General features: G+C 73.3%; 20 protein-coding genes. 5 read left to right on the top strand and 15 right to left on the bottom strand.

The window, feature by feature from the left end; genetic code table 11:
• Positions 1 to 94: 94 nt before the first annotated feature.
• The 3 genes from ACH499_RS19930 to rimP all read right to left on the bottom strand — a co-directional run bounded on the left by ACH499_RS19930 (position 95) and on the right by rimP (position 2,032).
• A complete protein-coding gene (locus tag ACH499_RS19930) occupies positions 95 to 376 on the bottom strand; it encodes a YlxR family RNase P modulator (protein WP_356200882.1) in 282 nt (93 codons plus the stop codon).
• A gap of 139 nt (positions 377 to 515) precedes the next feature.
• On the bottom strand, positions 516 to 1,502 hold the full coding sequence (gene nusA / locus ACH499_RS19935; RefSeq protein WP_356200880.1) for a transcription termination factor NusA: 987 nt from the start codon (positions 1,500 to 1,502) through the stop codon (positions 516 to 518).
• A 2-nt stretch (positions 1,503 to 1,504) separates the two neighbouring features.
• The gene (gene rimP / locus ACH499_RS19940) at positions 1,505 to 2,032 is read right to left on the bottom strand and encodes a ribosome maturation factor RimP (protein WP_356200879.1); all 528 of its coding nucleotides are present in this window, start codon (positions 2,030 to 2,032) and stop codon (positions 1,505 to 1,507) included.
• Between the two features lie 236 nt (positions 2,033 to 2,268).
• On the opposite strand from rimP, the gene ACH499_RS19945 reads away from it, so the two are divergent.
• From ACH499_RS19945 to ACH499_RS19955, 3 genes are read left to right on the top strand one after another with little or no spacing between them, the layout of a single operon-like run.
• Positions 2,269 to 2,802 (top strand): hypothetical protein, encoded by a 534-nt coding sequence (locus tag ACH499_RS19945; protein ID WP_399017274.1) that lies wholly within the window; start codon positions 2,269 to 2,271, stop codon positions 2,800 to 2,802.
• Positions 2,799 to 3,263: a ferritin-like domain-containing protein gene (locus ACH499_RS19950; RefSeq protein WP_399017275.1), complete on the top strand. Its 465-nt coding sequence runs from the start codon at positions 2,799 to 2,801 to the stop codon at positions 3,261 to 3,263. The genes ACH499_RS19945 and ACH499_RS19950 overlap by 4 nt, the downstream gene beginning before the upstream one ends.
• A 41-nt stretch (positions 3,264 to 3,304) precedes the next feature.
• The gene (locus ACH499_RS19955; RefSeq protein WP_399017277.1) at positions 3,305 to 4,204 is read left to right on the top strand and encodes an aminoglycoside phosphotransferase family protein; all 900 of its coding nucleotides are present in this window, start codon (positions 3,305 to 3,307) and stop codon (positions 4,202 to 4,204) included.
• A gap of 63 nt (positions 4,205 to 4,267) precedes the next feature.
• Here ACH499_RS19955 and ACH499_RS19960 read toward each other — a convergent pair whose 3' ends face one another.
• From ACH499_RS19960 to ACH499_RS20010, 11 genes are all read right to left on the bottom strand, one after another.
• Positions 4,268 to 5,971, bottom strand: coding sequence for a proline--tRNA ligase (locus ACH499_RS19960; protein ID WP_399017279.1), 1,704 nt, complete (start codon positions 5,969 to 5,971; stop codon positions 4,268 to 4,270).
• Between the two features lie 72 nt (positions 5,972 to 6,043).
• Positions 6,044 to 6,577, bottom strand: a complete 534-nt coding sequence (locus ACH499_RS19965) for a GNAT family N-acetyltransferase (RefSeq protein ID WP_356200872.1) — start codon at positions 6,575 to 6,577, stop codon at positions 6,044 to 6,046.
• 40 nt (positions 6,578 to 6,617) lie between these two features.
• Entirely contained in the window at positions 6,618 to 7,466 is an 849-nt protein-coding gene (locus ACH499_RS19970) for a GNAT family N-acetyltransferase (protein WP_356200870.1), read from the bottom strand.
• Between the two features lie 118 nt (positions 7,467 to 7,584).
• Positions 7,585 to 8,742 carry a flavodoxin-dependent (E)-4-hydroxy-3-methylbut-2-enyl-diphosphate synthase gene (gene ispG / locus ACH499_RS19975; RefSeq protein WP_356200869.1) on the bottom strand — a complete coding sequence of 386 codons (1,158 nt, stop codon included), beginning with the start codon at positions 8,740 to 8,742 and terminating at the stop codon, positions 7,585 to 7,587.
• Between the two features lie 201 nt (positions 8,743 to 8,943).
• Positions 8,944 to 10,236, bottom strand: coding sequence for a site-2 protease family protein (locus ACH499_RS19980; RefSeq protein WP_356200949.1), 1,293 nt, complete (start codon positions 10,234 to 10,236; stop codon positions 8,944 to 8,946).
• Positions 10,237 to 10,244: 8 nt separating this feature from the next.
• Complete coding sequence (gene dxr, locus ACH499_RS19985; protein ID WP_399017282.1) at positions 10,245 to 11,501, bottom strand: 1-deoxy-D-xylulose-5-phosphate reductoisomerase; 1,257 nt, start codon at positions 11,499 to 11,501, stop codon at positions 10,245 to 10,247.
• A gap of 105 nt (positions 11,502 to 11,606) precedes the next feature.
• Positions 11,607 to 13,553 carry an acyl-CoA dehydrogenase family protein gene (locus ACH499_RS19990; protein ID WP_356200866.1) on the bottom strand — a complete coding sequence of 649 codons (1,947 nt, stop codon included), beginning with the start codon at positions 13,551 to 13,553 and terminating at the stop codon, positions 11,607 to 11,609.
• Positions 13,554 to 13,645: 92 nt separating this feature from the next.
• Positions 13,646 to 14,272 carry a polyketide cyclase gene (locus ACH499_RS19995; RefSeq protein ID WP_399017284.1) on the bottom strand — a complete coding sequence of 209 codons (627 nt, stop codon included), beginning with the start codon at positions 14,270 to 14,272 and terminating at the stop codon, positions 13,646 to 13,648.
• Between the two features lie 195 nt (positions 14,273 to 14,467).
• Positions 14,468 to 15,913 (bottom strand): aldehyde dehydrogenase family protein, encoded by a 1,446-nt coding sequence (locus tag ACH499_RS20000; RefSeq protein WP_356200862.1) that lies wholly within the window; start codon positions 15,911 to 15,913, stop codon positions 14,468 to 14,470.
• A gap of 162 nt (positions 15,914 to 16,075) precedes the next feature.
• A complete protein-coding gene (locus ACH499_RS20005) occupies positions 16,076 to 17,755 on the bottom strand; it encodes a PucR family transcriptional regulator (protein ID WP_399017286.1) in 1,680 nt (559 codons plus the stop codon).
• 132 nt (positions 17,756 to 17,887) lie between these two features.
• The gene (locus tag ACH499_RS20010; protein ID WP_399017288.1) at positions 17,888 to 20,029 is read right to left on the bottom strand and encodes an ATP-binding protein; all 2,142 of its coding nucleotides are present in this window, start codon (positions 20,027 to 20,029) and stop codon (positions 17,888 to 17,890) included.
• Positions 20,030 to 20,278: 249 nt separating this feature from the next.
• Between ACH499_RS20010 and gabT the strand changes: the two genes are divergently transcribed.
• Both gabT and ACH499_RS20020 read left to right on the top strand, forming a co-directional pair.
• Complete coding sequence (gabT, locus tag ACH499_RS20015; protein WP_356200857.1) at positions 20,279 to 21,613, top strand: 4-aminobutyrate--2-oxoglutarate transaminase; 1,335 nt, start codon at positions 20,279 to 20,281, stop codon at positions 21,611 to 21,613.
• 523 nt (positions 21,614 to 22,136) lie between these two features.
• Positions 22,137 to 22,811, top strand: coding sequence for a phosphatase PAP2 family protein (locus ACH499_RS20020; RefSeq protein WP_399017290.1), 675 nt, complete (start codon positions 22,137 to 22,139; stop codon positions 22,809 to 22,811).
• Here the strand turns inward: ACH499_RS20020 and ACH499_RS20025 are convergent.
• The gene (locus ACH499_RS20025; RefSeq protein WP_399017292.1) at positions 22,750 to 24,561 is read right to left on the bottom strand and encodes a chitinase; all 1,812 of its coding nucleotides are present in this window, start codon (positions 24,559 to 24,561) and stop codon (positions 22,750 to 22,752) included. The two genes, ACH499_RS20020 and ACH499_RS20025, sit on opposite strands and share 62 nt — an antisense overlap.
• Between the last annotated feature and the right edge of the window lie 6 nt (positions 24,562 to 24,567).

Below are 24,567 nucleotides of genomic sequence, written 5' to 3' on the forward strand. Positions count from 1 at the left end.
CGCAATCTCGACCTGCTTTCGACTCGCGAGGTACCAGACCGCACGGGGTTCCGTGCGGCACGTCTTGCCTTGCCACGTTGCTCACAGGGTGCTTTCAGCAACCTTGTGCCTGCTCGACGTAGCGGCGCAACGCCTTTACGTCGAGCGGACCCGGGACGCGGAGCGCCCGCGGGAACGCCTTGCGACGCACTGCCTGGTCGACACAGACCGTGGCGGGGTGCACGTACGCACCCCGGCCGGGCAGCGTACCGCGTATGTCGGGGACGCACTCGTCCTCGATCGCCACGGTCCGCAGCAGCTCGCTCTTGACCGCTCGCTCCCGGCACCCCACGCAGGTGCGCTCAGGGCGTGCACGGGTAGGTGTCCGGCCAGACACTCCTCAGTCTACCTCCCCGGACCGACCTCACCCCTTTGGGGCAAGAATCGAACAGTTGCCGCGCGCGAACCTGTCGTGATCTCAGCGACCGGCGGCTTGGATCTATTCCCCCGTTCCCGCTCCCCGGAGCGGGAACGCCCTACTCCGCGGGCTGCTCGGTGTCGGGCCGGATGTCGATGCGCCAGCCGGTCAGCCGGGCGGCGAGCCGGGCGTTCTGGCCCTCCTTGCCGATCGCCAGCGAGAGCTGGTAGTCGGGCACGATCACGCGGGCCGAGCGGGCGGCCAGGTCCACGACCTCCACCTTGGAGACGCGGGCCGGCGACAGCGCGTTCGCCACCATCTCGGCCGGGTCGTCCGACCAGTCGACGATGTCGATCTTCTCGCCGTTCAGCTCGCCCATCACATTGCGCACCCGGCCGCCCATGGGGCCGATGCAGGCACCCTTGGCGTTGAGGCCCGAGCGGGTGGACCGCACGGCGATCTTGGTGCGGTGGCCGGCCTCGCGGGCGATCGCGGCGATCTCGACGGACCCGTCGGCGATCTCCGGCACCTCCAGGGCGAACAGCTTCTTCACCAGGTTCGGGTGGGTGCGCGAGAGCGTCACCGACGGGCCGCGCACGCCCTTCGCCACCCGGACGACGTAGCTGCGCAGCCGCGTGCCGTGCGGGTAGCTCTCGCCCGGCACCTGCTCCTGCACCGGCAGGATGGCCTCCAGCTTGCCGATGTCGACGAGCACGTTCTTCGGGTCGCGGCCCTGCTGGACCACGCCGGTGACGATGTCGCCCTCACGGCCGGCGTACTCGCCGAGCGTCGCGTCGTCCTCGGCGTCGCGCAGCCGCTGCAGGATGACCTGCTTGGCGGTGGTGGCGGCGATACGGCCGAAGTCGGACGGGGTGTCGTCGAACTCGCGGGGCTCCTGCCCCTCCTCGAGGTCGGCGGGGTCCTCCTTCGCCCACACGGTCACGTGCCCGGTCTCCCGGTCGAGCTCCACGCGCGCGTGCCGACGGCTTCCCTCGGTGCGGTGGTAGGCGATGAGGAGGGCCGCCTCGATCGCCTCGACCAGCAGGTCGAAGGAGATCTCCTTCTCCCGTACCAAGCCCCGCAGGGCGCTCATGTCGATGTCCACGGCTACGCCTCCTCCTCTTCCGTCAGGTTCTTCTGGTCCTGCATGTCCTGCTTGTCCTTGCGGTTGAACTCGACCTGGACGCGCGCCTTGTCGATGTCGCCGAAGGCGAGTCTGCGGGTGGTGGCCCTGCGGCCCTTCACTCCGGGCACCTCGAGGTCGAGTCCCTCGGCGTCCACGCCGAGGATGCGGGCGACCAGTTCGCCGCCCTCGTGGAGCTGGAAGCGCACCAGGCGGTCCACGGCCCGCACGTAGTGGCGGTGCTCGGTCAGGGAGCGCTCCGCGCCCGGGGTTCCGACCTCGAGGGTGTACTCCGCCTCGCCCATCGCGTCGGTCTCGTCGAGCTTCGCCGAGAGCGCGCGGCTCACATCGGCGATCATGTCCAGGTCCGCACCGGAGTCGGAGTCGACGACGACACGCAGCACACGCTTGCGTCCGACCGAGTCCACGGCGATCTCTTCGAGGTCCAGACCCTGGGAGGTGACGAGCGGCTCCAGCAGCTCTCGCAGCCTCTCGCTCTGGGTGGTGCTCATCCGGGTGACTCCTCGGCCGCGTGTGCTGTTGTGGGATGGGTCGCGTGTCTGGTCAAAGGGTATCCGGTCCCGGGGGGTGTTGCCGTCCACCCGGGAGCGGCGGTGCCGCTGAGTGGTGCCCGGCCGGGGCCCCGGTACCGTGATCACGGGCGTGCCGCGCCGCTGGTCCCCGCTCTTCCCGCTGCGCGCCCTCGCTCGCCCGTCGCTTCCGTACGAGTCTGCCGAGGACGTCTGCCGTGTCGTTCCCCTCATCTCCGCGCGTGCCCTCGGGGCCACGCCGAAGGAGCCTGCTCGCCTCGGCCGCCGGGGCCTTCCTGCTCGCCGGCTGTACCGGCGGTTCCGGTTCCGGCAGTTCGGGCGGCACTCCCCCGGCCGCCGAGCGGGTGCGCGCGCGTGCGGCACGCGACAGCGCGGCGCTGGCCGCGCGGTACGACGCGGTGATCACCGCACACCCGGGACTGGCCGGGCGGCTGCGGCCGCTGCGGGACGAGGTCGTACGGCACACGGAGGCGTTCGGCGGGGCGCCGGACGCCTCCGCCGAGGCGTCGCCGTCGCAGTCCGCGCGGGCCGCCGGGCCGGGCGACGGCTCCGGTGGCGTGCCGGTGAGCGAGAAGGACGCCCTGGCCGCGCTGGCCGCCGCCGAGCGCGAACTGGCCGACCGGCGGGCCGGGGAACTGCTGGACGTGCCGGGCGAATCGGCCCGGCTGCTGGCCTCGGTGTCCGCGGCCGGGGCGGCACATGTGTTTCTGCTGACGGAGGGTGACGGGTGAGCGAGGCGAAGGACCGGGAGCTGGACGCCCTCCAGGCGGCGCTGGCGGCCGAGCACGCGGCGGTCTACGGCTACGGGGTGGTCGGCGGGCGGATCGGCGAGGACCGGCGCGCCGAGGCCCGGCAGGCGTACGACGCCCACCGGGCCCGGCGGGACGTGCTGGCGCGCGCGGTGACGGACGCGGGCGGCAGGCCCGTCGCGGCGGCGGCCGGGTACGCGCTGCCGTTCGCGGTGCCGGACGCGCCGGCGGCCGTGCGGCTGGCGGCCGAGCTGGAGGACGGGGTGGCCGGGGTCTACTCCGACCTGGTGCGGGCGGCCGGGGGCGGCGTGCGGGCCACGGCGGCCCAGGCGCTGCGGGAGGCCGCGGTCCGGGCCGTGCGCTGGCGCGGCGGGAGCGTAGCCTTCCCTGGGCTCGCCGAGCGGGCCGGCACTCCGTCGGCCTCGGCGACACCCACCGCGTGACACGTACGGGAGGGCCCGTACGGGAAGGGAACGGCTCGCGCATGGCTTTCGAACCGCCACGGCGCCTGGTGAAGGCGCTCGGTGAGACGGCACCGGACGGTGACGACTGGCTGGAGGAGCTGCCGCGGACGGCGGAGCGGGCCGTGGCGCTGTGCGGGGCGACCGTCGAGCGGGTGCAGGTGCCCGGCGGGCGCAGCAGTCTGGTGGTTCTGGTGCACACGGCCGACGGGACCCCGGCGGTGCTCAAGCTGGCGCCGCCCCGGGCACGGCCCGGGAGCGAGCGGGCCGCGCTCGCCCACTGGGGCGGGCTGGGCGCCGTCCAGTTGCTCGGCGGGGACCTGCCGGAGGGCGCGCTGCTGCTGGAGCGGCTGCACCCGGACGTCTCGGTGCGGTCGCTGCCCGAGTCGAAGGCGCTGCTGGAGGCGGCGGGCACGCTGCGGCGGCTGTGGGTGGAGCCGCCCGCCGGCCACGCGTTCGAGACCGTGGCCGAGCGGACGGGGCGGCAGGCGGAGGCCATGCGGGCGGTCGCGGAGGCCGAGCCGGAGGTGGCCGCGCTGGTGGACGCGGCGCTCGCGGCCCGCGAGGAGCTGCTGGCCGCGCCGCCCGAACAGCGGCTGCTGCACGGAACGTTCCGGCAGAGCAAGGTGCTCGCCGGGGACCGGATGCCGTGGCTGGCCGTGGGGCCGGACCCGGTGGTCGGCGAGAGCGCCTTCGATCTGGCGCGGCTGGTGCGGGACCGGGTGGAGGACCTCATCGCGCAGCCGTCGGGTGCCTCGACGACCCGGCGGCGGGTGAAGCGGCTCGCGGAGTCGCTGGAGGTCGACCAGGAGCGGCTGCGCGGCTGGACGCTGTTCCGGGCGGTCGAGTCGGGGGTGCGGGCCCACCGGGTGGGCCGGGAGCGGGACGCCGAGCTGCTGCTGGAGTTCGCGGGCTGGCTGTAGGGGCGCGGCGCCCGGGTACGCCACAGGGGCGCCCGCTGACAGCGGGCGCCCCTGTGCGGTGGATCAGGCGGTCAGGCGGGCGATGGCCTCGTCGACCGTCAGCTCCTCGCGCTCGCCGGTGCGGCGGTCCTTGAGCTCGACCACGCCTTCGGCGGAGCGGCGGCCGGCGACCAGGATCTGCGGGACGCCGATCAGCTCGGCGTCGGTGAACTTGACGCCCGGGGAGACGCCGGCCCGGTCGTCGACCAGGACGCGGACGCCGGCGGCGGCCAGCTTGTCGGAGACCTCGAGGGCCAGCTCGGTCTGCAGGGCCTTGCCGGCGGCGACGACGTGGACGTCGGCCGGGGCGACCTCCTTGGACCAGACGAGGCCCTTCTCGTCGGCGTGCTGCTCGGCGAGGGCGGCGACGGCCCTGGAGACGCCGACGCCGTAGGAGCCCATGGTCACGCGGGCCGGCTTGCCGTTCTGGCCGAGGACGTCCAGCTTGAGGGCGTCGGTGTACTTGCGGCCGAGCTGGAAGATGTGGCCGATCTCGATGGCGCGGTCCAGCTTGAGACCGGTGCCGCACTTCGGGCAGGGGTCGCCGTCCCGGACGACGACGACGTCGACGTACTCGCCGACCTCGAAGTCACGGCCCGCGACGACGTTCCTGGCGTGGGTGTGCTCCTTGTTGGCGCCCGTGATCCACGCCGTGCCCGGCGCCACGCGCGGGTCGGCGATGTACTTCACCTTCTCGCCCAGGCCCTGCGGGCCGACGTAGCCGCGCACCAGGTCGGGGCGGCCGACGAAGTCCTCGGCGGTGACCAGTTCGACGGCGGCCGGGGCGAAGTGGGCCTCGACCTTGTCCATGTCGACCTCGCGGTCGCCGGGCACGCCCACGGCGACGATCTCGCCGTCCACCTTGACGAGCAGGTTCTTCAGGGTGGCGGAGGCCGGGACGCCGAGGGAGGCGGCGAGGGTCTCGATGGTCGGGGTGTCCGGGGTGGGGATGTCCTCGGCGGCGGGCACGTCCGACGCGTCCACCGGCGTCAGCGCGTAGGTGATCGCCTCGGTGTTGGCGGCGAAGTCGCAGTTCGGGCAGTCCGCGAAGGTGTCCTCGCCGGCTTCGGCGGGCGCGAGGAACTCCTCGGACTTGGAGCCGCCCATGGCGCCGGCGGTGGCCGCGCAGATGCGGTAGTCGAGGCCGAGGCGCTCGAAGATGCGCTGGTAGGCGGCACGGTGCAGGGCGTAGGACTCGGCGAGGCCCTCGTCGGCGACGTCGAAGGAGTAGGAGTCCTTCATCAGGAACTCGCGGCCGCGCAGGATGCCGGCCCGGGGGCGGGCCTCGTCGCGGTACTTGTTCTGGATCTGGTAGAGGATGACCGGCAGGTCCTTGTAGGAGGACGCCTGGTCCTTCACCAGCAGGGTGAAGATCTCCTCGTGGGTGGGGCCGAGGAGGTAGTCACCGCCCTTGCGGTCCTGGAGGCGGAACAGCTCGGGGCCGTACTCCTCCCAGCGGCCGGTGGCCTCGTACGGCTCGCGCGGCAGCAGGGCGGGGAGCTGCACTTCCTGGGCGCCGATGGCGTCCATCTCCTCGCGGACGATGCGCTCGATGTTGCCGAGGACCTTCTTGCCCAGCGGCAGCCAGCTCCACAGGCCGGCGGCGGTGCGGCGCACGTACCCGGCGCGGACCAGCAGCTTGTGGCTGAGGACCTCGGCGTCCGCCGGGTCGTCGCGCAGCGTCTTCGCCATCAACTTCGACATGCGCTGGACCGGTGCGTTGGCCATGGTTCTCGTTCTCCTGCTGCGTAAGGGTGATGGCTAGGAGGTTAGCCGGGCGGCCCATCCCGGCGGAAATCGTTATGGCCTGCGCAGCGGGAGGCGGGCGCCCATCACGGCGTAGGGCCTCGGGGCGCTGGGGAAGACGACCCGGCGGGCGAGGTCGGTGTAGCCGAGGGAGCGGTAGAGGCCGCGGGCGGGGCTCTCGGTGTCGATCGCGGAGAGGATCGAGCGGGGTTCGGCGGCGGTGTCCGTGAGGGAGGTGATCAGGGAGCGGCCCACACCGCGGTTCTGGTGCGCGGGGTGGACGTGGAGCTCGGTGATGACGAAGGAGTCGTCGAGCCACTCGTCGTTGTGCCGGGCGCGGAGGTAGGGCTCGACGACGGTGGACCACCAGTGGGCGCGGTCGTTGGGCATGCCGTAGACGAAGCCGACGAGGTCGCCCCCGGGGGTGGTGGCGCCGAGGGCGCGGGCGCCGCGGTAGGTCATGTGGCGCAGGACGATCTGGCGGCGGACGGCCACCTCGTCGGGGCTGAGGCCGAAGGCTGCGGCTTGGACGGCGAGGGCCTCGTCGACGTGGGCCGACAGGTCCAGGGGGCCGATGACGAGGTCCATGGCGGGGAGCCTACAGGGGGGACGCGGCTGTGTGCCGGGGTCAGAACAGCACGCTCATGAAGGAACCGACCTCCTGGAAGCCGACCCTGCGGTACGTGCGCCTGGCCGCGGTGTTGAAGTCGTTCACGTAGAGGCTCACCACGGGGGCCACGTCGGCGAGCGCGTAGCGCAGGACGGCCGCCATGCCCGGTGCGGCGAGGCCCTTCCCGCGGTACTCGGGGGCCACCCAGACGCCCTGGATCTGGCAGGCGCGGTCGGTGGCGGCGCCGATCTCGGCCTTGAAGACGACCTTGCCGTCGGCGTCGAAGCGGGCGAAGGAGCGTCCGGCGCCGACGAGTTCGGCGACCCGGGCCTGGTAGAGCAGGCCGCCGTCGCCGGCCAGCGGGGAGACGCCGACCTCCTCGGTGAACATGGCCACGCACGCCGGCATGATCCGCTCCATCTCGTCCTTGCGGACGCGGCGGACGCGGGGGTCCGGGGCGACGTCGGCGGGCATGCGGTCGGTGACCATGAGGGGCTGGCGGCCGCGGATCTCGCGGGCGGGGCCCCAGCCGGGTTCGAGGAGCCGCCAGAGCTGGGCGGTGGACTCGGCGGGGCCGACGATCGAGGAACAGCGGCGGCCGGCCCGCCGGGCGCGGTCGGCGAAGGCGCGGACGGCGCGGGGAGTGGCGCAGATGGGGACGAGGTTGGCGCCCGCGTAGCACAGCGAGGTCAGCATGCCGTCCTCGTACCAGCCCCACATCTCGCCGCCGAGCCGCCACGGGTCGAGGCCGGCGACCTGGACCCGCGCGGTCACGAAGGCGTTGGCGACGGGCTCGCGGTCGAGGACGGCGAGCGCGGCGTCCAGGTCGCTCGGTTCGAGCACGCGGGAGGTGGTCTGCGTCAACACGTGCGGGGCCTCACCCTAAGATCTGCTGATCTGGGCACTGTACCCGCGGAAGCCGAGCGGCGTCGCCCCGCGTTCCGGCGGCCGCTCGTCCGGGGCCGGCCGCCAGGTGCCGGAGATCTCAGCCCGCCACCGCCACCGACGGCTCGCCGGAGGCCACGCCGTCCTTCTCCATCTGCTCGGCGATCTTCATGGCCTCCTCGATGAGGGTCTCCACGATCTTGGACTCGGGGACGGTCTTGATGACCTCGCCCTTGACGAAGATCTGGCCCTTGCCGTTGCCGGAGGCGACGCCGAGGTCGGCCTCGCGGGCCTCGCCGGGGCCGTTGACGACGCAGCCCATGACGGCGACGCGCAGCGGGACCTCCATGCCCTCCAGGCCGGCGGTGACTTCCTCGGCGAGCTTGTAGACGTCGACCTGGGCGCGGCCGCAGGAGGGGCAGGAGACGATCTCCAGGCCCCTCTGGCGCAGGTTCAGCGACTCCAGGATCTGGATGCCGACCTTGATCTCCTCGACCGGCGGGGCGGAGAGGGAGACGCGGATGGTGTCGCCGATGCCCTGGGAGAGCAGGGCGCCGAAGGCGACGGCGGACTTGATGGTGCCCTGGAAGGCGGGACCGGCCTCGGTGACGCCGAGGTGCAGCGGGTAGTCGCACTGGGCGGCGAGCTGGCGGTAGGCCTCGACCATGACGACGGGGTCGTTGTGCTTCACGGAGATCTTGATGTCCCGGAAGCCGTGCTCCTCGAAGAGGGACGCCTCCCACAGTGCGGACTCGGTGAGGGCCTCGGGGGTCGCCCTGCCGTACTTCTGGAGCAGGCGGCGGTCCAGGGAGCCCGCGTTGACGCCGATGCGGATCGGGGTGCCGTGGTCCTTGGCCGCCTGGGCGATCTCCTTGACCTTGTCGTCGAACTGCTTGATGTTGCCCGGGTTCACCCGGACCGCGGCGCAGCCCGCCTCGATGGCGGCGAAGACGTACTTGGGCTGGAAGTGGATGTCGGCGATCACCGGGATCTGCGACTTCTTGGCGATCACGGGGAGGGCGTCGGCGTCGTCCTGGGTGGGACAGGCCACCCGCACGATCTGGCAGCCGGACGCCGTCAGCTCGGCGATCTGCTGGAGCGTCGCCCCGATGTCGGAGGTCCGGGTGGTGGTCATCGACTGCACCGACACGGGCGCGTCGCCGCCCACCGCCACGGACCCGACCTGGATCTGCCGGCTCTTGCGGCGTTCGGCGAGCGTGGTCGGAACGGACGGCATGCCGAGAGAAATCGCAGTCATCTGCTGTGCAACCCCAAGTCGTGGATCAAGGTCCGGCCCGCGGCGGGCTCCGGCATTCGAGATTACGGCACGGACCCGAACGTCCGGCACACGGTGTGCGGCGGGTCCGCCCGTCGGCGTCCGGTTGCCGCGCCGGATGCGGGAAGCCCGGTCCGCGGGGACACGGCCCGGGACCGGGCTTCTCGTCGCGTCATCGGTCCACTAGCTGATCCGGACCGGGTTGACGACGTCCGCCACCAGCACGAGCAGGGTGAAGCAGACGAACACGCCCGCGACCACGTACGCGACCGGCATCAGCTTCGCCACGTCGAACGGGCCCGGGTCGGGCCGGCGCAGCACCCTGGCCACGGCCCGGCGCAGCGACTCCCACAGGGCGCCCGCGATGTGGCCGCCGTCGAGCGGCAGCAGCGGGAGCATGTTGAACAGGAACAGGGAGAGGTTGAAGCCGGCGACCAGCATGACGAACATGGCGAGCTGCTGGGTGGGCGGTATGTCGAGCGTGGCGATCTCGCCGCCGACCCGGGCAGCGCCGACGACGCCCATCGGGGAGTCGGCCTCGCGGGGTCCGTCGCCGAAGGCGGCGTCCCACAGGGCGGGGATCTTGCCGGGCAGGGCGGCGAGGGAGTCGACGGCGTCGCCGATGCGGTCGCCCATCCAGGTCACGGACTCGCCGAAGTCCTGCTTCACCACTCCGGTGGCGGCGCTGAAGCCGAGGAAGCCGGCGTTGACGTACTCGCCCTGGACGATCTGGCCGTGGGAGTCCTTCTTGGCGACCTGGTTGGTGGCGATGTGGGCGTGGAGGGTGACCTCCTCGCCGCCGCGCTGGACGACGATCGGCACGGTCTCGCCGGGGTTGGCGCGGATCAGGTCGGACAGCTTGTCCCAGTTGTCGGTGCGGACGCCGTCGAAGGAGACGATCTTGTCGCGCGGCTTCAGGCCGGCGGCCGCGGCCGGGGACGGCTTGTCGGCGTCGGTGCACTTGTCGCGGTTCTCGCTCTGCGCGATGACGCACTGCGAGACGGAGCTGACCGTGGTGGTCTGCTGGGAGATGCCGAAGCCCATGAGGACGGTGAGGAACAGCACCACCGCGAGGATCAGGTTCATGAACGGGCCGGCGAACATGACGATGACGCGCTTCCACGGCTTGCGCGTGTAGAACAGGCGCTTCTCGTCACCGGGCCGCAGTTCCTCGAAGGCCGCCGAGCGGGCGTCCTCGATCATGCCGCGCCAGGGCGAGGTGGAGCGGGCCTCCATCCGTCCGTCGGGGCCGGGCGGGAACATGCCGATCATGCGGATGTAGCCGCCGAAGGGGATGGCCTTGACCCCGTACTCGGTCTCGCCCTTCTTCCGCGAGAAGATCGTCGGCCCGAACCCGACCATGTACTGCGGCACGCGGATGCCGAACATCTTGGCCGTGGACAGGTGGCCCAGCTCGTGCCAGGCGATGGAGAACAGCAGGCCGACCGCGAAGACGACTATGCCGAGGATGAACATCAGGGTCGTCATGCACGGGCCTCCGCCGTCTGTGCCGCCAGTTCCCGGGCCCGGGTCCGCGCCCAGGTCTCCGCTTCGAGGACGTCCGCGACGGTGAGCGAGGTTCCCGTACGGGGGGTGCCGTGCTCCTCGACCACCCGCGTGACGGTCTCCATGATCCCGAGATACGGCAGCGCGCCGGCCCGGAAGGCCTCGACGCACTCCTCGTTGGCGGCATTGAACACCGCCGGGGCCGTGCCCGCGAGCTCCCCGACGTGGCGTGCCAGGTTCACCGAGGGGAAGGCCTCGTTGTCGAGCGGGAAGAACTCCCAGGTCGAGGCCTTGCTCCAGTCGAAGGCGGGGGCGGCGTCGGGGACGCGTTCGGGCCAGCCGAGGCCGATGGCGATGGGGCCGCGCATGTCGGGGGGCGTCGCCTGGGCCAGGGTCGATCCGTCGGTGAACTCCACCATCGAGTGAACGTACGACTGGGGGTGCACGACGACCTCGATGCGGTCGAAGGGGATGTCGTACAGCAGGTGCGCCTCGATGACCTCCAGGCCCTTGTTGACGAGGGTCGCGGAGTTGATCGTGATGACGGGGCCCATGGCCCAGGTGGGGTGGGCGAGGGCGTCCTCGACGGTGACGGCCGCGAGCTGCTCCCTCGTCCGGCCGCGGAAGGGCCCCCCGGACGCGGTGACGACCAGCCTGCGCACGTCGGCGCGGGTGCCGGCGGCGAGCGCCTGGAAGAGGGCGGCGTGCTCGGAGTCGACCGGGATGATCTGCCCGGGCTTGGCGAGGGCCTTGACCAGGGGGCCTCCGACGATGAGCGACTCCTTGTTGGCGAGCGCGAGGGTGCGGCCCGCCTCCAGGGCGGCGAGGGTCGGCGCGAGGCCGATGGAGCCGGTGATGCCGTTGAGGACGGTGTGGCAGTCGGAGGCGGCGACCTGGGTGGCCGCCTCCGGTCCGGCGAGGATCTCGGGCAGCGCCCGGCCCGCGCCGTACTGGGCGGCGAGCGCCTCCCGCAGGGCCGGTACGACGTCCTCGCGGGCCACGGCGACGGTCCGTGCCTTCAGCCGGTACGCCTGCTCGGCGAGGAGGGCGACCCGTCCGCCGTTGGCGGACAGGGCGGTGACCCGGAAGCGGTCCGGGTTGCGCAGCACGAGGTCGATGGCCTGGGTCCCGATCGACCCGGTGGAGCCGAGGATCACCACGTCCTTCGGGCCGTCGCCCGCCACGGGGTCGTAGACGAGGTGCGGGTCGGCGAGGGGGGCTGGACTGTCGCTCATCCCCCCATTGTTGCCGCAACCGCCCTCCGGCAGGACAGCGCGTCCCTCGGGCGGGTGTCGCGGGGGCGGTCGCGGCGCTTCCCGGGCGGCCGGGACGGGCGGGGGTCAGCGGATGGGACGGTGGACGTTCGCCTTGGTACTGGGGCCGGGAGTGGCGTCCGCGATCCACGGGCCGGTGCCCGACGGGTCGACGACCCCCTGTTCCAGCCATGTGTAGGCGCCGCCGAGCACGCCCTTGACGACCTTGCGGTCGAGGTCGTCGGTGTTGGTCCACAGGCGGCCGAAGAGTTCCTCGACGCGGATGCGGGCCTGGCGGCAGAAGGCGTCGGCGAGCTGGTAGGCCTCGCGGCCGTGCTCGCCCCGGGCGCGCAGGTGCTCGGCGCGCACGCAGGCCGCGCTCATGGCGAACAGCTCGGCGCCGATGTCGACGACGCGGCCCAGGAAGCCCTGCTTGGTCTCCATGCGGCCCTGCCAGCGGGACATGGCGTAGAAGGTGGAGCGGGCGAGCTTGCGGGCGGCGCGCTCGACGTAGCGCAGGTGGGTGGAGAGGTCCACGTGGCCCGCGGGGTGGAACTCGCCGTACGAGAGCGGGAGGCGGCCGGGTCCGGCGACGAGCTTCGGCAGCCACTTGGCGTAGAAGACGCCCGCCTGCGCGCCGGCCCGCGCCTTGTCGGACAGGGACTTGTCGGGGTCGATCAGGTCGCCGGCGACCGAGAGGTGGGCGTCCACGGCCTCGCGGGCGATCAGCAGGTGCATGATCTCGGTCGAGCCCTCGAAGATGCGGTTGATGCGCAGGTCGCGCAGGAGCTGCTCGGCGGGGACGGCGCGCTCGCCTCGGGCGGCGAGGGAGGCGGCCGTCTCGAAGCCCCGGCCGCCGCGGATCTGGACCAGTTCGTCGGCCATCAGGCAGGCCATCTCCGAGCCGTACAGCTTGGCGAGGGCGGCCTCGATGCGGATGTCGTTGCGGTCCTCGTCGGCCATCTGGGAGGAGAGGTCCAGGACGGCCTCGAGGGCGAAGGTGGTGGCCGCGATGAAGGAGATCTTGGAGCCGACGGCCTCGTGCAGCGCGACCGGCTTGCCCCACTGCTCGCGGGCCGCCGACCACTCGCGGGCGATCTTCAGGCACCACTTGCCGGCGCCGGCGCACATGGCGGGCAGCGAGAGGCGGCCGGTGTTCAGGGTGGTGAGGGCGATCTTGAGGCCGGCGCCCTCGGGGCCGATGCGGTTGGCGGCGGGGACGCGGACGCGGTGGAAACGGGTGACGCCGTTCTCCAGGCCGCGCAGGCCCATGAAGGCGTTGCGGTTCTCGACGGTGATGCCCTCGGAGGCGGCCTCCACCACGAAGGCGGTGATGCCGCCCTGGTGGCCCTCGGACTTCGGCACCCGGGCCATGACGACCAGCAGGTCGGCGACGACGCCGTTGGTCGTCCACAGCTTCACGCCGTCCAGGACGTAGTCGTCGCCGTCCGGGACGGCGGTGGTGGCGAGGCGGGCCGGGTCGGAGCCGACGTCCGGCTCGGTCAGCAGGAACGCCGAGATGTCGGTGCGGGCGCAGCGCGGCAGGAACGTGTCCTTCTGCTCCTGGGTGCCGAACATCTTCAGGGGCTGCGGCACGCCGATCGACTGGTGGGCGGAGAGCAGCGCGCCGATCGCGGGGCTGGCGGAGCCGGCCAGGGCGAGGGCCTTGTTGTAGTACACCTGGGTGAGGCCGAGGCCGCCGTACTTCGTGTCGATCTTCATGCCGAGGGCGCCCAGTTCCTTCAGCCCCGTGATCACGTCGTCGGGGATGCGGGCGTCGCGCTCGATCACGGCCCCGTCGATCTTCGTCTCGCAGAAGTCGCGGAGCTTGGCGAGGAACTCCTCGCCGCGCTGGACGTCCTCGTCGGCCGGGACCGGGTGCGGGTGGAGGAGGTCGAGGCGGAAGCGGCCGAGGAACAGCTCCTTGGCGAAGCTGGGCTTGCGCCAGTCCTGTTCCCGGGCAGCCTCCGCCACCTGGCGGGCCTCACGTTCGGTGACGGTGGGTCGGGAGGAGGGGGTGGGTGGAGCGGACATGAGGCTCACCTCGCCGCGAATCGGCATCGAAGGGGGATACGCCCCTGAAGCCGCGCATGCGCGAACTCGCGGGCGTATGTGACGAGTCGGTGCTACTCGATCGTGTGTACCCCTTCCCGGGCGACGCCACCACCCCTCGTGCGGCCGTTCGGCGGAGAGCCGCGTCCGCGGTCGGCGCCGGAGGCGGGGCGGGGGAGGCGGTAGGCGGGCGTGAGTGCCGTGGGCGGTCGCCAGGGCTGTGCCGAGGGGGTGCCGGGGTGTCCCGTGGCGAGTCGGGCCAGGTGGTGCAGGGAGTCGGTGAGGTGGTCCGGGCCGAACGGGGGGAAGCGGATGCCCCGCTCCCGGACGAACCGCGGGACGGCCGACCAGTCGTAGGTGAGGGTGACCTCGGTCCCGGCCGGGCCGAGCGGCACCAGGTCGTAGCGCCAGAGCCAGCCGCCGAACTCGAACCGGCCGTCGTCCAGCTCCCGCCCGGTCAGCCATGCGAGGGCACGGGGAGGATCGAACACCTGCACCTTGTTGACGGTCCGGTAGTCACCGTCCGGGTGGCCGGGGTGGTACATGGCCATCCGGAAGATCTGCCCCGCCTCGGTGAGCGGTGCCGGGTCGACGGCTTCCCGGACCCACCCGGTGCCGTCGATCGCGCGGTGGGCCGCCGGATCCGCGAGCACCGCGAACACCGTCGCGGCGGGCGCGGCGACGACGAGGGTGGCGCTCACCCTCTCTTCGGTCCCCGGTGCACATGGTCCGCGTCCTCTCGTCCCGCGGCCTCTCCCGCGGGCGCGGGAAGCCGCTCCTCAGGTGGACGGCACACGGGAGCGGAACTCATCGGTCCGCGGGATCCCGTACGGGGAAACCACAGCCGGCCCGAGCCCCCGCACAGTGGGCTCGGGCCGGTTGCCTTCCGGGGTGGGTCAGAGCGCGAGGCCCGTGAGGACCAGGACGCGCTCGTAGGTGTAGTCGTCCATCGCGTACTTGACGCCCTCGCGGCCCACGCCGGACTGCTTGGCACCGCCGTACGGCATCTGGTCGGCGCGGTAGGAGGGGACGTCGCCGATGACGACGCCACCGACCTCCAGGGCACGGTGGGCGCGGAAGGCGGCCTCGAGGTCGTGGGTGAACACGCCCGCCTGCAGGCCGTACTTGGAGTCGTTGACCGCGGCGAACGCCTCGGCCTCGCCGTCGACCTTCTGCACGCTCAGGACCGGACCGAAGACCTCCTCGCAGGCGAGGGTGACGTCGGCCGGCAGGTCGGTCAGCACGGTCGGCGCGTACGTGGCGCCGTCCCGCTTGCCGCCGGTGAGGAGCTTGGCGCCCGCGGCGACGGCCTCGTCGACCCAGGACTCCACGCGCTCGGCGGCGGCCTCGCTGACCAGCGGGCCGACGTCGGTGGCGTCGTCGTTCGGGTCACCGGTGACCTGGGCCTCCACCGCGGCGACGATGCGCGGCAGCAGACGGTCGTAGACCGCGGCGTCGGCGATCACGCGCTGCACCGAGATGCAGGACTGGCCGCCCTGGTAGTTGGAGAACGTGGCGATGCGGCCCGCGGCCCGGTCGAGGTCCTCGTCGCTCGCCCAGTCGGCGAGGACGACGGCCGCGCCGTTGCCGCCCAGCTCCAGGGTGCAGTGCTTGCGCGGCACCGAGTCCATGATCGCGTAGCCGACCGTCTCCGAGCCGGTGAAGGAGATGACCGGCAGGCGCTCGTCCTTGACCAGCGCGGGCATGCGGTCGTTGGGCACCGTGAGGATGCTCCAGGAGCCGGCGGGCAGCTCGGTCTCGGCGAGCAGCTCACCGAGGATCAGTCCGGAGAGGGGGGTGGCGGGGGCCGGCTTGAGGATGATCGGGGCGCCGGCCGCGATCGCCGGGGCGACCTTGTGGGCGCACAGGTTCAGCGGGAAGTTGAACGGCGCGATGCCGAGGACGACGCCCTTGGGGAAGCGGCGGGTGAGGGCGAGCCGGCCCTGGCCGCCCGCGTCGGTGTCCAGGCGCTGGGCCTCGCCGCCGTTGAAGCGGCGGGCCTCCTCGGCCGCGAAGCGGAAGACGGACACGGCGCGGCCGACCTCGCCACGGGCCCACTTGATCGGCTTGCCGTTCTCGGCGGAGATGAGCTGCGCGATCTCCTCGGTGCGCTCCACCAGGCGCCGGCTGACGTGGTCCAGCGCGGCGGCGCGGACGTGGGCGGGGGTGGCGGCGAACGCGTCCCGCACGGCGTACGCGGCGGCCACGGCCTCCTCGACCTGGGCGTCGGTGGGCTGGCTCACGGTGGCGACGGTGCGGCCGTCCCACGGGGACGTGACGTCGAAGGTGGCCTCGCCGGTGGCCTGGCGGCCGGCGAGCCAGAAGGCGTGGGTGGAAGTCATAGTGGAGTCCCGGCCCTTCCGCGTTGGGTGTGTGTACGGGGTGTGCGCAGTCCACGGTAGGGCGGCGTGCGGCGGCCGGCGCTTGTCCGGGACGTACTGGTGGGGGCGAGGGGTTCGACGGATTGGCGGGGTGCGGTGCCCGCCCGGCTCAGCGCGCGGGTGTCACTCCGGCGACGTCGCCTTCAGCGCCAGCCACAGCTCCATCCGCACATCCGGGTCGTCCAGGGAACGGCCGAGGATCTCCTCCACGCGCCGCATCCGGTAGCGCAGGGTGTGGCGGTGGACGCCGAGGTCCGCCGCCGCCGCGTCCCACTGGCCGTGGCGGGAGAGCCAGGCGCGCAGGGACTCCACCAGGTCGCCGCGGCCGGTGGCGTCGTGGTCGCGCAGGGCCCGCAGCAGGCCGTCGGCGAAGGCGCGTACCGCGTCGTCGGCGAGCAGCGGGAGCACCGAGCCGGCCGCCAGGTGCTCGTGCTCGACCCAGACGCGTCCGCGCCGGCGGGCCACCGACAGGGCCTGCTCGGCCTGCTTGTAGGCGGCGGACGCGGCGATGGGCCCGGACGGCGCGGACAGGCCGACGACCAGCCGCTCCTCGTCGCCCGCCGCGAGCGGTTCCCGCGCCGCACGGGCCCCCTCCAGGGCCGACGCGTAGGCGGCGCAGGCGGCGACGGCCGCGCCCTCGTCGGTGGCGAGGACGACCAGCCGCTCCCCCTCGGGCACGACCAGGACCGCCTCGCCGGCCCGGGCCGCGGCCGACTCGACGATCTCGGCGAGGGCGCCCAGCGGGTCGCCGTCGGTGTCCGCCGCCGCCAGGGCGGCCGCCGAGGTCTTGGCGGTGGGCACCCGCGCGGGCGGTGCGGGGTGCGCGCGGGCGGCGGAGGCCGAGGCCGCCTCGGCGACGATCATCCGGAAGGGCGCGTCGAGCAGGCCGCCGTACAGGTCCCCGGCGACCGCGCGGGCGTGGTCGGGTTCACCGGCGAGCAGCATCCGCAGGACGGCCGCGCCGATGCGCTGCTCGGCGGCGTGCAGGGAGCGGGAGCGCTCCGTGGTGAGCGTCAGCAGGGCGATGGCCGAGTGGACGGCGTAGCGCTCGGCGGTGCCGAGGGGCGCGGCGGTGCCGACGGCGAGCGCCGCGCGGGCCTTGCGGGAGGTGCCGAGGGAGTGCAGCTCGACCCGGTCGGCGTTCTCGGGGTGCTCGGCGTCGTCCGTGCCGCCGGCCACGGCGGACGCCGGTGCGGGACGTTCGCGCAGCCGCTGGACGTCGGCGGTGAGCCGTGCCGCCCTGCGGCCCGCCCACTCGGGCGCCGCGGCGACGACGGCACCCGCGGTGTCGTACAGCGCAGCCCAGCCGTCGACCTGGGCGGCCAGCGCGGCCAGCAGCCCTTCGGGTCCGCCGGTCAGCGCCTGCCTGGTCAGCTCGCGCTGCGCGGCGAAGCCCGCCGTGACCGCCCGGTACTGGTCGGCGGCGATGGCGGCGGAGACGGCCTTGCTGATGGCGAGGAACGGGGTGCGGCGCGGGACCTCCAGCAGCGGCAGCCCCTCCGTGCGCGCCGCCTCGACCAGCGCCTCGGGGATGTCGTCGTAGTGGACGCCGACGGCGAACCCGAGGCCCACCACGCCGGCCCCGACCAGCCGTTTCACGTACTGGCGCATCGCCGCCGGGTCCTCGGCGTCCAGCTTGAGCGCGGTGATCAGGAGGAGTTCCCCGCCCTCCATGTAGGGCACCGGGTCGGCGAGCTCGCTCGAGTGGGCCCAGCGCACGGGCCTGTCGAGGCGGTCCTCACCCGCGCGCACCGTGAGCTTGAGCGCGGAGTGGTGGACGAGCGAGGCGAGCGTCGGGGGCATGGGGCCTTCAGATCTGCGTCAGGTGTGCGAGGACGGTGGGGAATCTCTGATCTTTTGGCCGCCGCGTATGAACGGCCTGTGTCGATTCTGCCTCACCGTACGATCGCGTGGGCACCTCGCGACCCGGTGCCCTCAGCCCCGCAGATCCACCAGCAGCGGCGGCGCGTGCTCCCCGCCCACGGTGGTCAGGGACAGGACCGCGTGCCCGGCCGGCACGGCGTGCGCCAGCTCGGACGCCGACCACCGTTCCCGCTCGACCTGCCGCACGGTGACCGCCCGGGCGGTGGGCGCCTTGCCGGTGATCACCCGGCGCAGCACGTGGACGGCCTTGCCGGCCGGGGTCTCGGCGATGATCTGCCGGTCGGTGACGTCCCGCGCCTCGGTCCACTCCTTGCCCCACACCTCGGCGAAGTCCTGTCCGTCCCAGGGCGTGAGCCCGGACAGCGCCATCCGGCACCCGATGGCGCCGAGCAGCGGCCCGCGCAGCGGACGCGGTACGTCGTCCAGGGTGCGCAGGGTCAGGACCACCCCGGCGCCCGCGGAGCGCAGCCGCTGGACGCCCCGGACGGCCTCCGGCGTGATCACACCGCTCGCGTCGTCCAGCACCAGGCAGGCGAACAGCGACCGGTCCTCCCGTACCGACACGCTCGCCGTGAACTGGGCGAGCACCAGGCGGGCCAGGATCCGGGAGGCGTCGGCGTGGCCGCGTTCGGGCAGGTCGATGCGGACCCGCACCGGGTGGTCGAGGGCCTTGAGGGAGAACGGCCGGGACTGTCCCGAGGTGTCGAAGAAGGAGGCGAAGGCGGGCCGGTCCAGCAGCGCCACCCGGTCGGCCAGGACGCCGCCCACGTCGCCCGGGTGCCCCATCTGCCGCTCGCGGGCGTCGAGTTCGCGCAGCAGGGACTCCTGCCCGGTCTCCTGGAGCCCCTGGCGCAGCTCGGCCAGCGGCCCGGGCGCCCCGTCGAGGAGTTGCCGCAGCTCGGGGACGCCGGGGAAGCGGCCGTGCACGGCGCGGAACGGGCCGAGGAGCTGGGCGAGGACGGTGGTGGAGCGGCGGCTGTCGCTGCCCGGGTGCGGGTCGGCGAGGTCGCCGACGAGCGCCTCGGCGAGCACGGCGGCGGCCTCGTCGGGGTCGGTGGTGCCGCCGTAGAGGTCGAGGTCGTAGACGGAGTCCGGGTTCCCGACGCGGACGACGACGTCGTATGCGTCGGCCTGGCCGATCCCCGCGCCCGCCGCGCCGACCACGACGACGGCGGCCCGGCCGGCCAGGGCGTGCAGGCACAGCGACTCGGCGAGCGGCCGCACGACGGCGCCGGTCTTGCCGGAGCCGGCCGGTCCGACGGCGAGCAGAGAGGTGCCGAGCAGTTCGGGGCCGAGGGCGAGGCCGGTGCCGCGGTAGGCGTAGGGGTTGCGGGGGTCGTCGGCGGTGGTGCCGATCCGCACCTGCCCGGTGACCAGGTCGTGCCGCGCCTGGCGGGAGGGCAGGTCGCGGGCGCCCGAGGGGTGCGGGCAGGCTCCGGCGCCGTGGCGGAGCACCGCGCCGGTGAAGGTGGCGAGGCTGTGCCGGCCGCGTGCCACGCCCTGCCAGGCGCGGGAGATGCGGGCGTGGTCCACGTCGCGCATCAGCCCGGAGCGGGCGTCGGCGGCGAGCCGCTCGGCGGCGTCGACGGCACCGGCGGCGCGCAGCGCGGGCCAGGCGGCGGGGTCCTCCTCGGGGGCGGGCGGCGGCCCGCCGCCGGGGGCGGCCCGCCGCCAGGCGGGGGGTCCGTAACGGCTCCAGATCTCACCCCAGCGGCCCAGACGGCCGACGCCCACCATGATGATCCCGGCGACCAGGGCGTAGTAGGCGTAGACGGCGACGACGGCGCCGAAGCTGTGGGGCTCGGCCCAGGAGTCCGGGATCATCGCGTAGAGGGGGAGCAGCCACCAGCCGCCGAGGTAGCCGTTCCACAACAGCGACCAGATCAGCCAGCCGACGAGGAAGGCGATCAGCGCCCCGCTCAGGAGCTGGCGTGCCGGGATCCGCTCGGGTTCCTCCTCGGGCCGGGGCCGGTGCCCGAAGCGCCACACGCCGGGCAGCGACTCGGGACGCGGGGTGCGCAGCCAGGCCAGGAACGCCGAGCCGTCCGGCAGCGGGGGCACGGCCGGCGCCTGCGGGGCGCCGGGCGCCTGTGCGGGCCGCGGCGGCACCGCGGGTGCCTCGGGAGGCCCCGCCGGGCGCGGCACAGGACTGGCGTGCGTACCCCGCGCGTCCCGGATCCCGTCGCTGTCCATCGCCCTTGCCCCCTGACCAGCCGCTCCGTCCACCGTCAGCGAGCCAATCTAACGCCCTCCCAAGGGGAGTTCACCGCTTACGCGGCCGGGCCCGTGTCGACGTGTCCCCATGTCGCCCTGGCCGTCACATGTCCACCACGGACAACGGGCGCCGCCGACAACGCCCACATGGAGCATGCCCACCCCTCGCCGACGGTCCTAGCCTGCGAAAAAGAAGGCAAGAGTCCGAAAAGATCCACAGGAGCCCCCATGACCGCACTTCCGCAGGAGCGCCGCGTCGTCACCGCCATTCCCGGCCCGAAGTCGCAGGAGCTGCAGGCCCGCCGGACCGCCGCGGTCGCGCAGGGCGTGGGCTCCACTCTGCCCGTCTTCGTCACGCGCGCCGGCGGCGGCGTCATCGAGGACGTCGACGGCAACAGCCTGATCGACTTCGGTTCCGGCATCGCCGTGACCTCCGTCGGCGCCTCCGCCGAGGCCGTGGTGCGCCGCGCGTCCGCGCAGCTCGCCGACTTCACGCACACCTGCTTCATGGTCACGCCGTACGAGGGCTACGTGGCCGTCGCCGAGGCGCTGGCCGAGCTGACGCCGGGCGACCACGCCAAGAAGTCGGCCCTGTTCAACAGCGGTGCCGAGGCCGTCGAGAACGCCGTCAAGATCGCCCGTGCCTACACCAAGCGGTCGGCCGTCGTCGTCTTCGACCACGGCTACCACGGCCGCACCAACCTCACGATGGCGCTGACGGCGAAGAACATGCCGTACAAGCAGGGCTTCGGTCCGTTCGCGCCCGAGGTGTACCGCGTGCCGGTCGCCTACGGCTACCGCTGGCCGACCGGCCCGGAGAACGCCGGCCCGGAGGCCGCCGCGCAGGCCATCGAGCAGATCACCAAGCAGGTCGGCGCCGAGAACGTGGCCGCGATCATCATCGAGCCGGTGCTCGGCGAGGGCGGCTTCATCGAGCCGGCCAAGGGCTTCCTGCCGGCGGTCCGCCAGTTCGCCGCCGACAACGGCATCGTCTTCGTCGCCGACGAGATCCAGTCCGGCTTCTGCCGCACCGGCCAGTGGTTCGCCTGCGAGGACGAGGGCATCGTCCCGGACCTGATCACGACGGCGAAGGGCATCGCGGGCGGTCTGCCGCTGGCCGCCGTCACCGGCCGCGCCGAGATCATGGACGCCGCGCACGCCGGCGGCCTCGGCGGCACCTACGGCGGCAACCCGGTGGCCTGCGCCGGTGCGCTCGGCGCCATCGAGACGATGAAGGAGCTGGACCTCAACGCCAAGGCGAAGAACATCGAGGCGATCATGAAGGCCCGCCTCGGCGCCATGGCCGAGAAGTTCGACATCATCGGCGACGTCCGCGGCCGCGGCGCGATGATCGCCATCGAGCTGGTCAAGGACCGCGCGACCAAGGAGCCGCACCCCGAGGCGACCGCCGCGCTCGCCAAGGCCTGCCACGCCGAGGGCCTGCTGGTCCTGACCTGTGGCACCTACGGCAACGTGCTGCGCTTCCTGCCGCCGCTGGTGATCGGCGAGGACCTGCTGAACGAGGGCCTCGACATCATCGAGCAGGGCTTCGCCCGCATCTGAGCGCCGGTCTCGAACGCGCGTCTGAGCTGCGGCTCGCCCCCCGGCGGGGCGAGCCGCAGAGCGTGTGAAGAAGGTGTGCGGGGTGGATGGCAGGACGCCGATGACCCTGTCCTCGGCCCTTCCCCTGCCGTAGGTTCTACGCAGATGAGAGATACACCCCGCCCGCAGGGAACTGCGGGTGGACCTCAGGCCGGAGCCTCCCCAGCTTCGACCTGGTCGTGCCTCGCGCACACAGCCGGGACCCACGGGTCCCGGGTCTCCTCACCGATCGGACGGTCGCCCGCCCCACACCCCCCGGGGCGCGCGGCGTTCCGGTCAGGACGGCCGCCCCGGCACCCGGGACGGCGGTTCACCGAAGGGCCGGCACACTCCCCCCCTTGTGCCGGCCCTTCGATGTGTCCGGACGGCCGGCCGCGGCAGCGCGCCTCCCGGGACCGGCCGGCTCCGGTTCCGCCGGGTGCGGGCGCACGCTGCAGTCCGTCCCGCGCTCCGTACGCGGGCGGGAGCCTGTCAGGCTGGGGTCATGCCGGTCTCCTCACCCCGCCCGCTCCGCGGCCCGCTCGGGCTGCTCGCCGTGCCCGTCGTCCTCTTCGCCCTGATCACCTGGCAGGTCGTCGCCGACGGTCCGCTGGTGGGCGTGGACGAGCGGGTGAGCCGCGCGCTCGTCCGGCCGGACCGTTTCTCCGAGGTGCTGGCCGATCTCGGCAATGTCCAGGTGGCCGTGCCCGTCCTCGTCCTCGCGCTGGCGTACGCCGCGTGGCACGGGCGGGCCGGGGGCGTGGACCGGTGGTGGCTGCCGCCCCTCGCCGGGGCCGCGGCGATGGTGCTGGTGCCGGCGCTGGTCGTCCCCCTGAAGGAGTGGACCGACCGCCCCGGCACCCCGGCCGTTCCGCCCGCCGTCGGCTACTACCCGTCCGGCCACACCGCCACCGCGGTCGTCGCGTACGGCGCGGCGGCGCTGCTGCTCCTTCCGCTGCTGCGCTCGCCGGCCGTGCGCCGGGGACTGCTGGCGCTCTGTGCGGTCCTGGTCCTCGGCGCCTCGTACGGGCTGGTGCGTCGCGGCTACCACTGGCCGCTGGACGTCGCGGCCAGTTGGTGCCTGGGTGCGGTGCTGCTGGCGGGGGTCTGGCTGCCGCTCAGCCGAAGTACGCGTCGAAGGTCTTCTGGAACTCCCAGTTCGCGTACCTGTCCCAGTTGATCGACCAGGTCATCAGGCCGCGCAGGCCCGGCCAGGTGCCGTGGGTGGCGTACGAGCCGCAGTCGGTCTTCTTGGTGAGGCAGTCGAGGGTCTTGGTGACCTCGGCCGGGGAGACATGGCCGTTGCCCGCGTTGGTGGAGGCCGGCATGCCGATCGCCACCTGGTCGGGGCGCAGCGGCGGGAAGACGTTGTTCTTGTCGCCCGCGACCGGGAAGCCGGTGAGCAGCATGTCGGTCATGGCGATGTGGAAGTCGGCGCCTCCCATGGAGTGGTACTGGTTGTCCAGGCCCATGATCGGGCCGGAGTTGTAGTCCTGGACGTGCAGCAGCGTCAGGTCGTCGCGCAGGGCGTGGATGACCGGGAGGTAGGCGCCGCAGCGCGGGTCCTGGCCGCCCCACTTGCCGGTGCCGTAGAACTGGTAGCCGTTCTGGACGAAGAAGGTCTCCGGGGCCATGGTCAGCACGAAGTCGTCGCCGTACTTGGCCTTCAGGGTCTTCAGGGCGGAGATCAGGTTGACGATCACCGGGGTCTTCGGGTTCTTGAAGTCGGTGTCGTCGGCGTTCAGGGACAGCGAGTGGCCCTCGAAGTCGATGTCGAGGCCGTCGAGCCCGTACTCGTCGATGATCTTCGAGACGGACGAGACGAAGGTGTCGCGGGCCGCGGTCGTGGTCAGTTGCACCTGGCCGTTCTGGCCGCCGATGGAGATGAGCACCTTCTTGCCGGCCGCCTGCTTGGCCTTGATCGCCGCCTTGAACTCGGCGTCGCTCTCCACGTTCGGGCACTCGGTGACCGGGCAGCGCTCGAAGCGGATGTCGCCGGAGGTGACCGAGGTGGGCTCGCCGAAGGCCAGGTCGATGACGTCCCAGGAGTCGGGCACGTCGGCCATGCGCGTGTAGCCGGAGCCGTTGGCGAAGCTCGCGTGGAGGTAGCCGACCAGGGCGTGGGCCGGGAGGCCGGAGCCGCCGCCGTCCGAGCCGGGGGCGGTGGTGGCCGTGACCGTCGCGGACCGCGCGGACTCGCCCGTGTCGTTGACGGCGGCGACCTGGAAGGCGTACGCCGTGGAGGGGGTCAGGCCGGTCACGGTGGCCGAGGTGCCAGTGACGGTGCTGACCTTGGTGCCGTCGCGGTAGACGGCGTAGCCCGTCGCGCCCGGGACCGGTGACCAGGACAGGGCGACGCTGGAGGAGGTGACCGTGCCGGCGGTGAGCCCGGTGGGCGGCGCGGGCGGCTGTCCCGTCTCCCCGCCCGGGCCGGTGAGGGAGACGTCGTCGGCGTGGTACGCGCCGGTGCCGTACCAGCCGTGGGTGTAGATCGTGACCTCGGTCGTGGACGGGCCGGTGCGGAACGTGGTCGTCAGGCGCTGCCAGTCGGGGGCGGACTGGGCCCACGTGGAGACGTCGGTGGTGCCGGTGCCGCTCGCGCCGAGGTGGACGTACGTGCCGCGGACGTGGCCCGTCAGTGTGTAGGCGGAGTCGGGCCTCACGGTCACCGTCTGCGCGCAGCGGGCGTTGTCGGCGCCGGCCGGGGTGGCCTTCAGGGCGGCGGTGCCGCCGTGCACGGGCGAGGCCACGGTCGTGCCCGCCGTGCACGTCCAGCCGTCGAGGCCGGACTCGAAGCCGCCGTTGCGCACGAGGTCGGCGTCGGCCGCACGGGCGGCCGACGAGAGCGCGGTCGTGCCGGACGCGGCGAGAGCCGCGGCGGTGAGCAGCGTGACGAGGCGGTGACGGCCGAGAGGTCTGGAGCGTTCCACAAGTGC

Origin of the sequence: Streptomyces sp. NPDC018947, from assembly GCF_044390505.1 — a bacterium.
Lineage (GTDB): Bacteria > Actinomycetota > Actinomycetes > Streptomycetales > Streptomycetaceae > Streptomyces.

What these genes read in the sequence shown, in the direction of transcription:
- ACH499_RS20005 (WP_399017286.1), bottom strand. Translation starts at nt 17,755, where the DNA reads ATGCCCCCGACGCTCGCCTCGCTCGTCCACCACTCCGCGCTCAAGCTC.
- dxr (WP_399017282.1), bottom strand. Translation starts at nt 11,501, where the DNA reads ATGAGCGACAGTCCAGCCCCCCTCGCCGACCCGCACCTCGTCTACGAC.
- ACH499_RS20020 (WP_399017290.1), top strand. Translation starts at nt 22,137, where the DNA reads ATGCCGGTCTCCTCACCCCGCCCGCTCCGCGGCCCGCTCGGGCTGCTC.
- ACH499_RS19960 (WP_399017279.1), bottom strand. Translation starts at nt 5,971, where the DNA reads ATGGCCAACGCACCGGTCCAGCGCATGTCGAAGTTGATGGCGAAGACG.
- ispG (WP_356200869.1), bottom strand. Translation starts at nt 8,742, where the DNA reads ATGACTGCGATTTCTCTCGGCATGCCGTCCGTTCCGACCACGCTCGCC.
- ACH499_RS20000 (WP_356200862.1), bottom strand. Translation starts at nt 15,913, where the DNA reads ATGACTTCCACCCACGCCTTCTGGCTCGCCGGCCGCCAGGCCACCGGC.
- gabT (WP_356200857.1), top strand. Translation starts at nt 20,279, where the DNA reads ATGACCGCACTTCCGCAGGAGCGCCGCGTCGTCACCGCCATTCCCGGC.
- ACH499_RS20010 (WP_399017288.1), bottom strand. Translation starts at nt 20,029, where the DNA reads ATGGACAGCGACGGGATCCGGGACGCGCGGGGTACGCACGCCAGTCCT.
- ACH499_RS19980 (WP_356200949.1), bottom strand. Translation starts at nt 10,236, where the DNA reads ATGTTCATCCTCGGCATAGTCGTCTTCGCGGTCGGCCTGCTGTTCTCC.
- ACH499_RS19990 (WP_356200866.1), bottom strand. Translation starts at nt 13,553, where the DNA reads ATGTCCGCTCCACCCACCCCCTCCTCCCGACCCACCGTCACCGAACGT.
- ACH499_RS19955 (WP_399017277.1), top strand. Translation starts at nt 3,305, where the DNA reads ATGGCTTTCGAACCGCCACGGCGCCTGGTGAAGGCGCTCGGTGAGACG.
- ACH499_RS19965 (WP_356200872.1), bottom strand. Translation starts at nt 6,577, where the DNA reads ATGGACCTCGTCATCGGCCCCCTGGACCTGTCGGCCCACGTCGACGAG.
- rimP (WP_356200879.1), bottom strand. Translation starts at nt 2,032, where the DNA reads ATGAGCACCACCCAGAGCGAGAGGCTGCGAGAGCTGCTGGAGCCGCTC.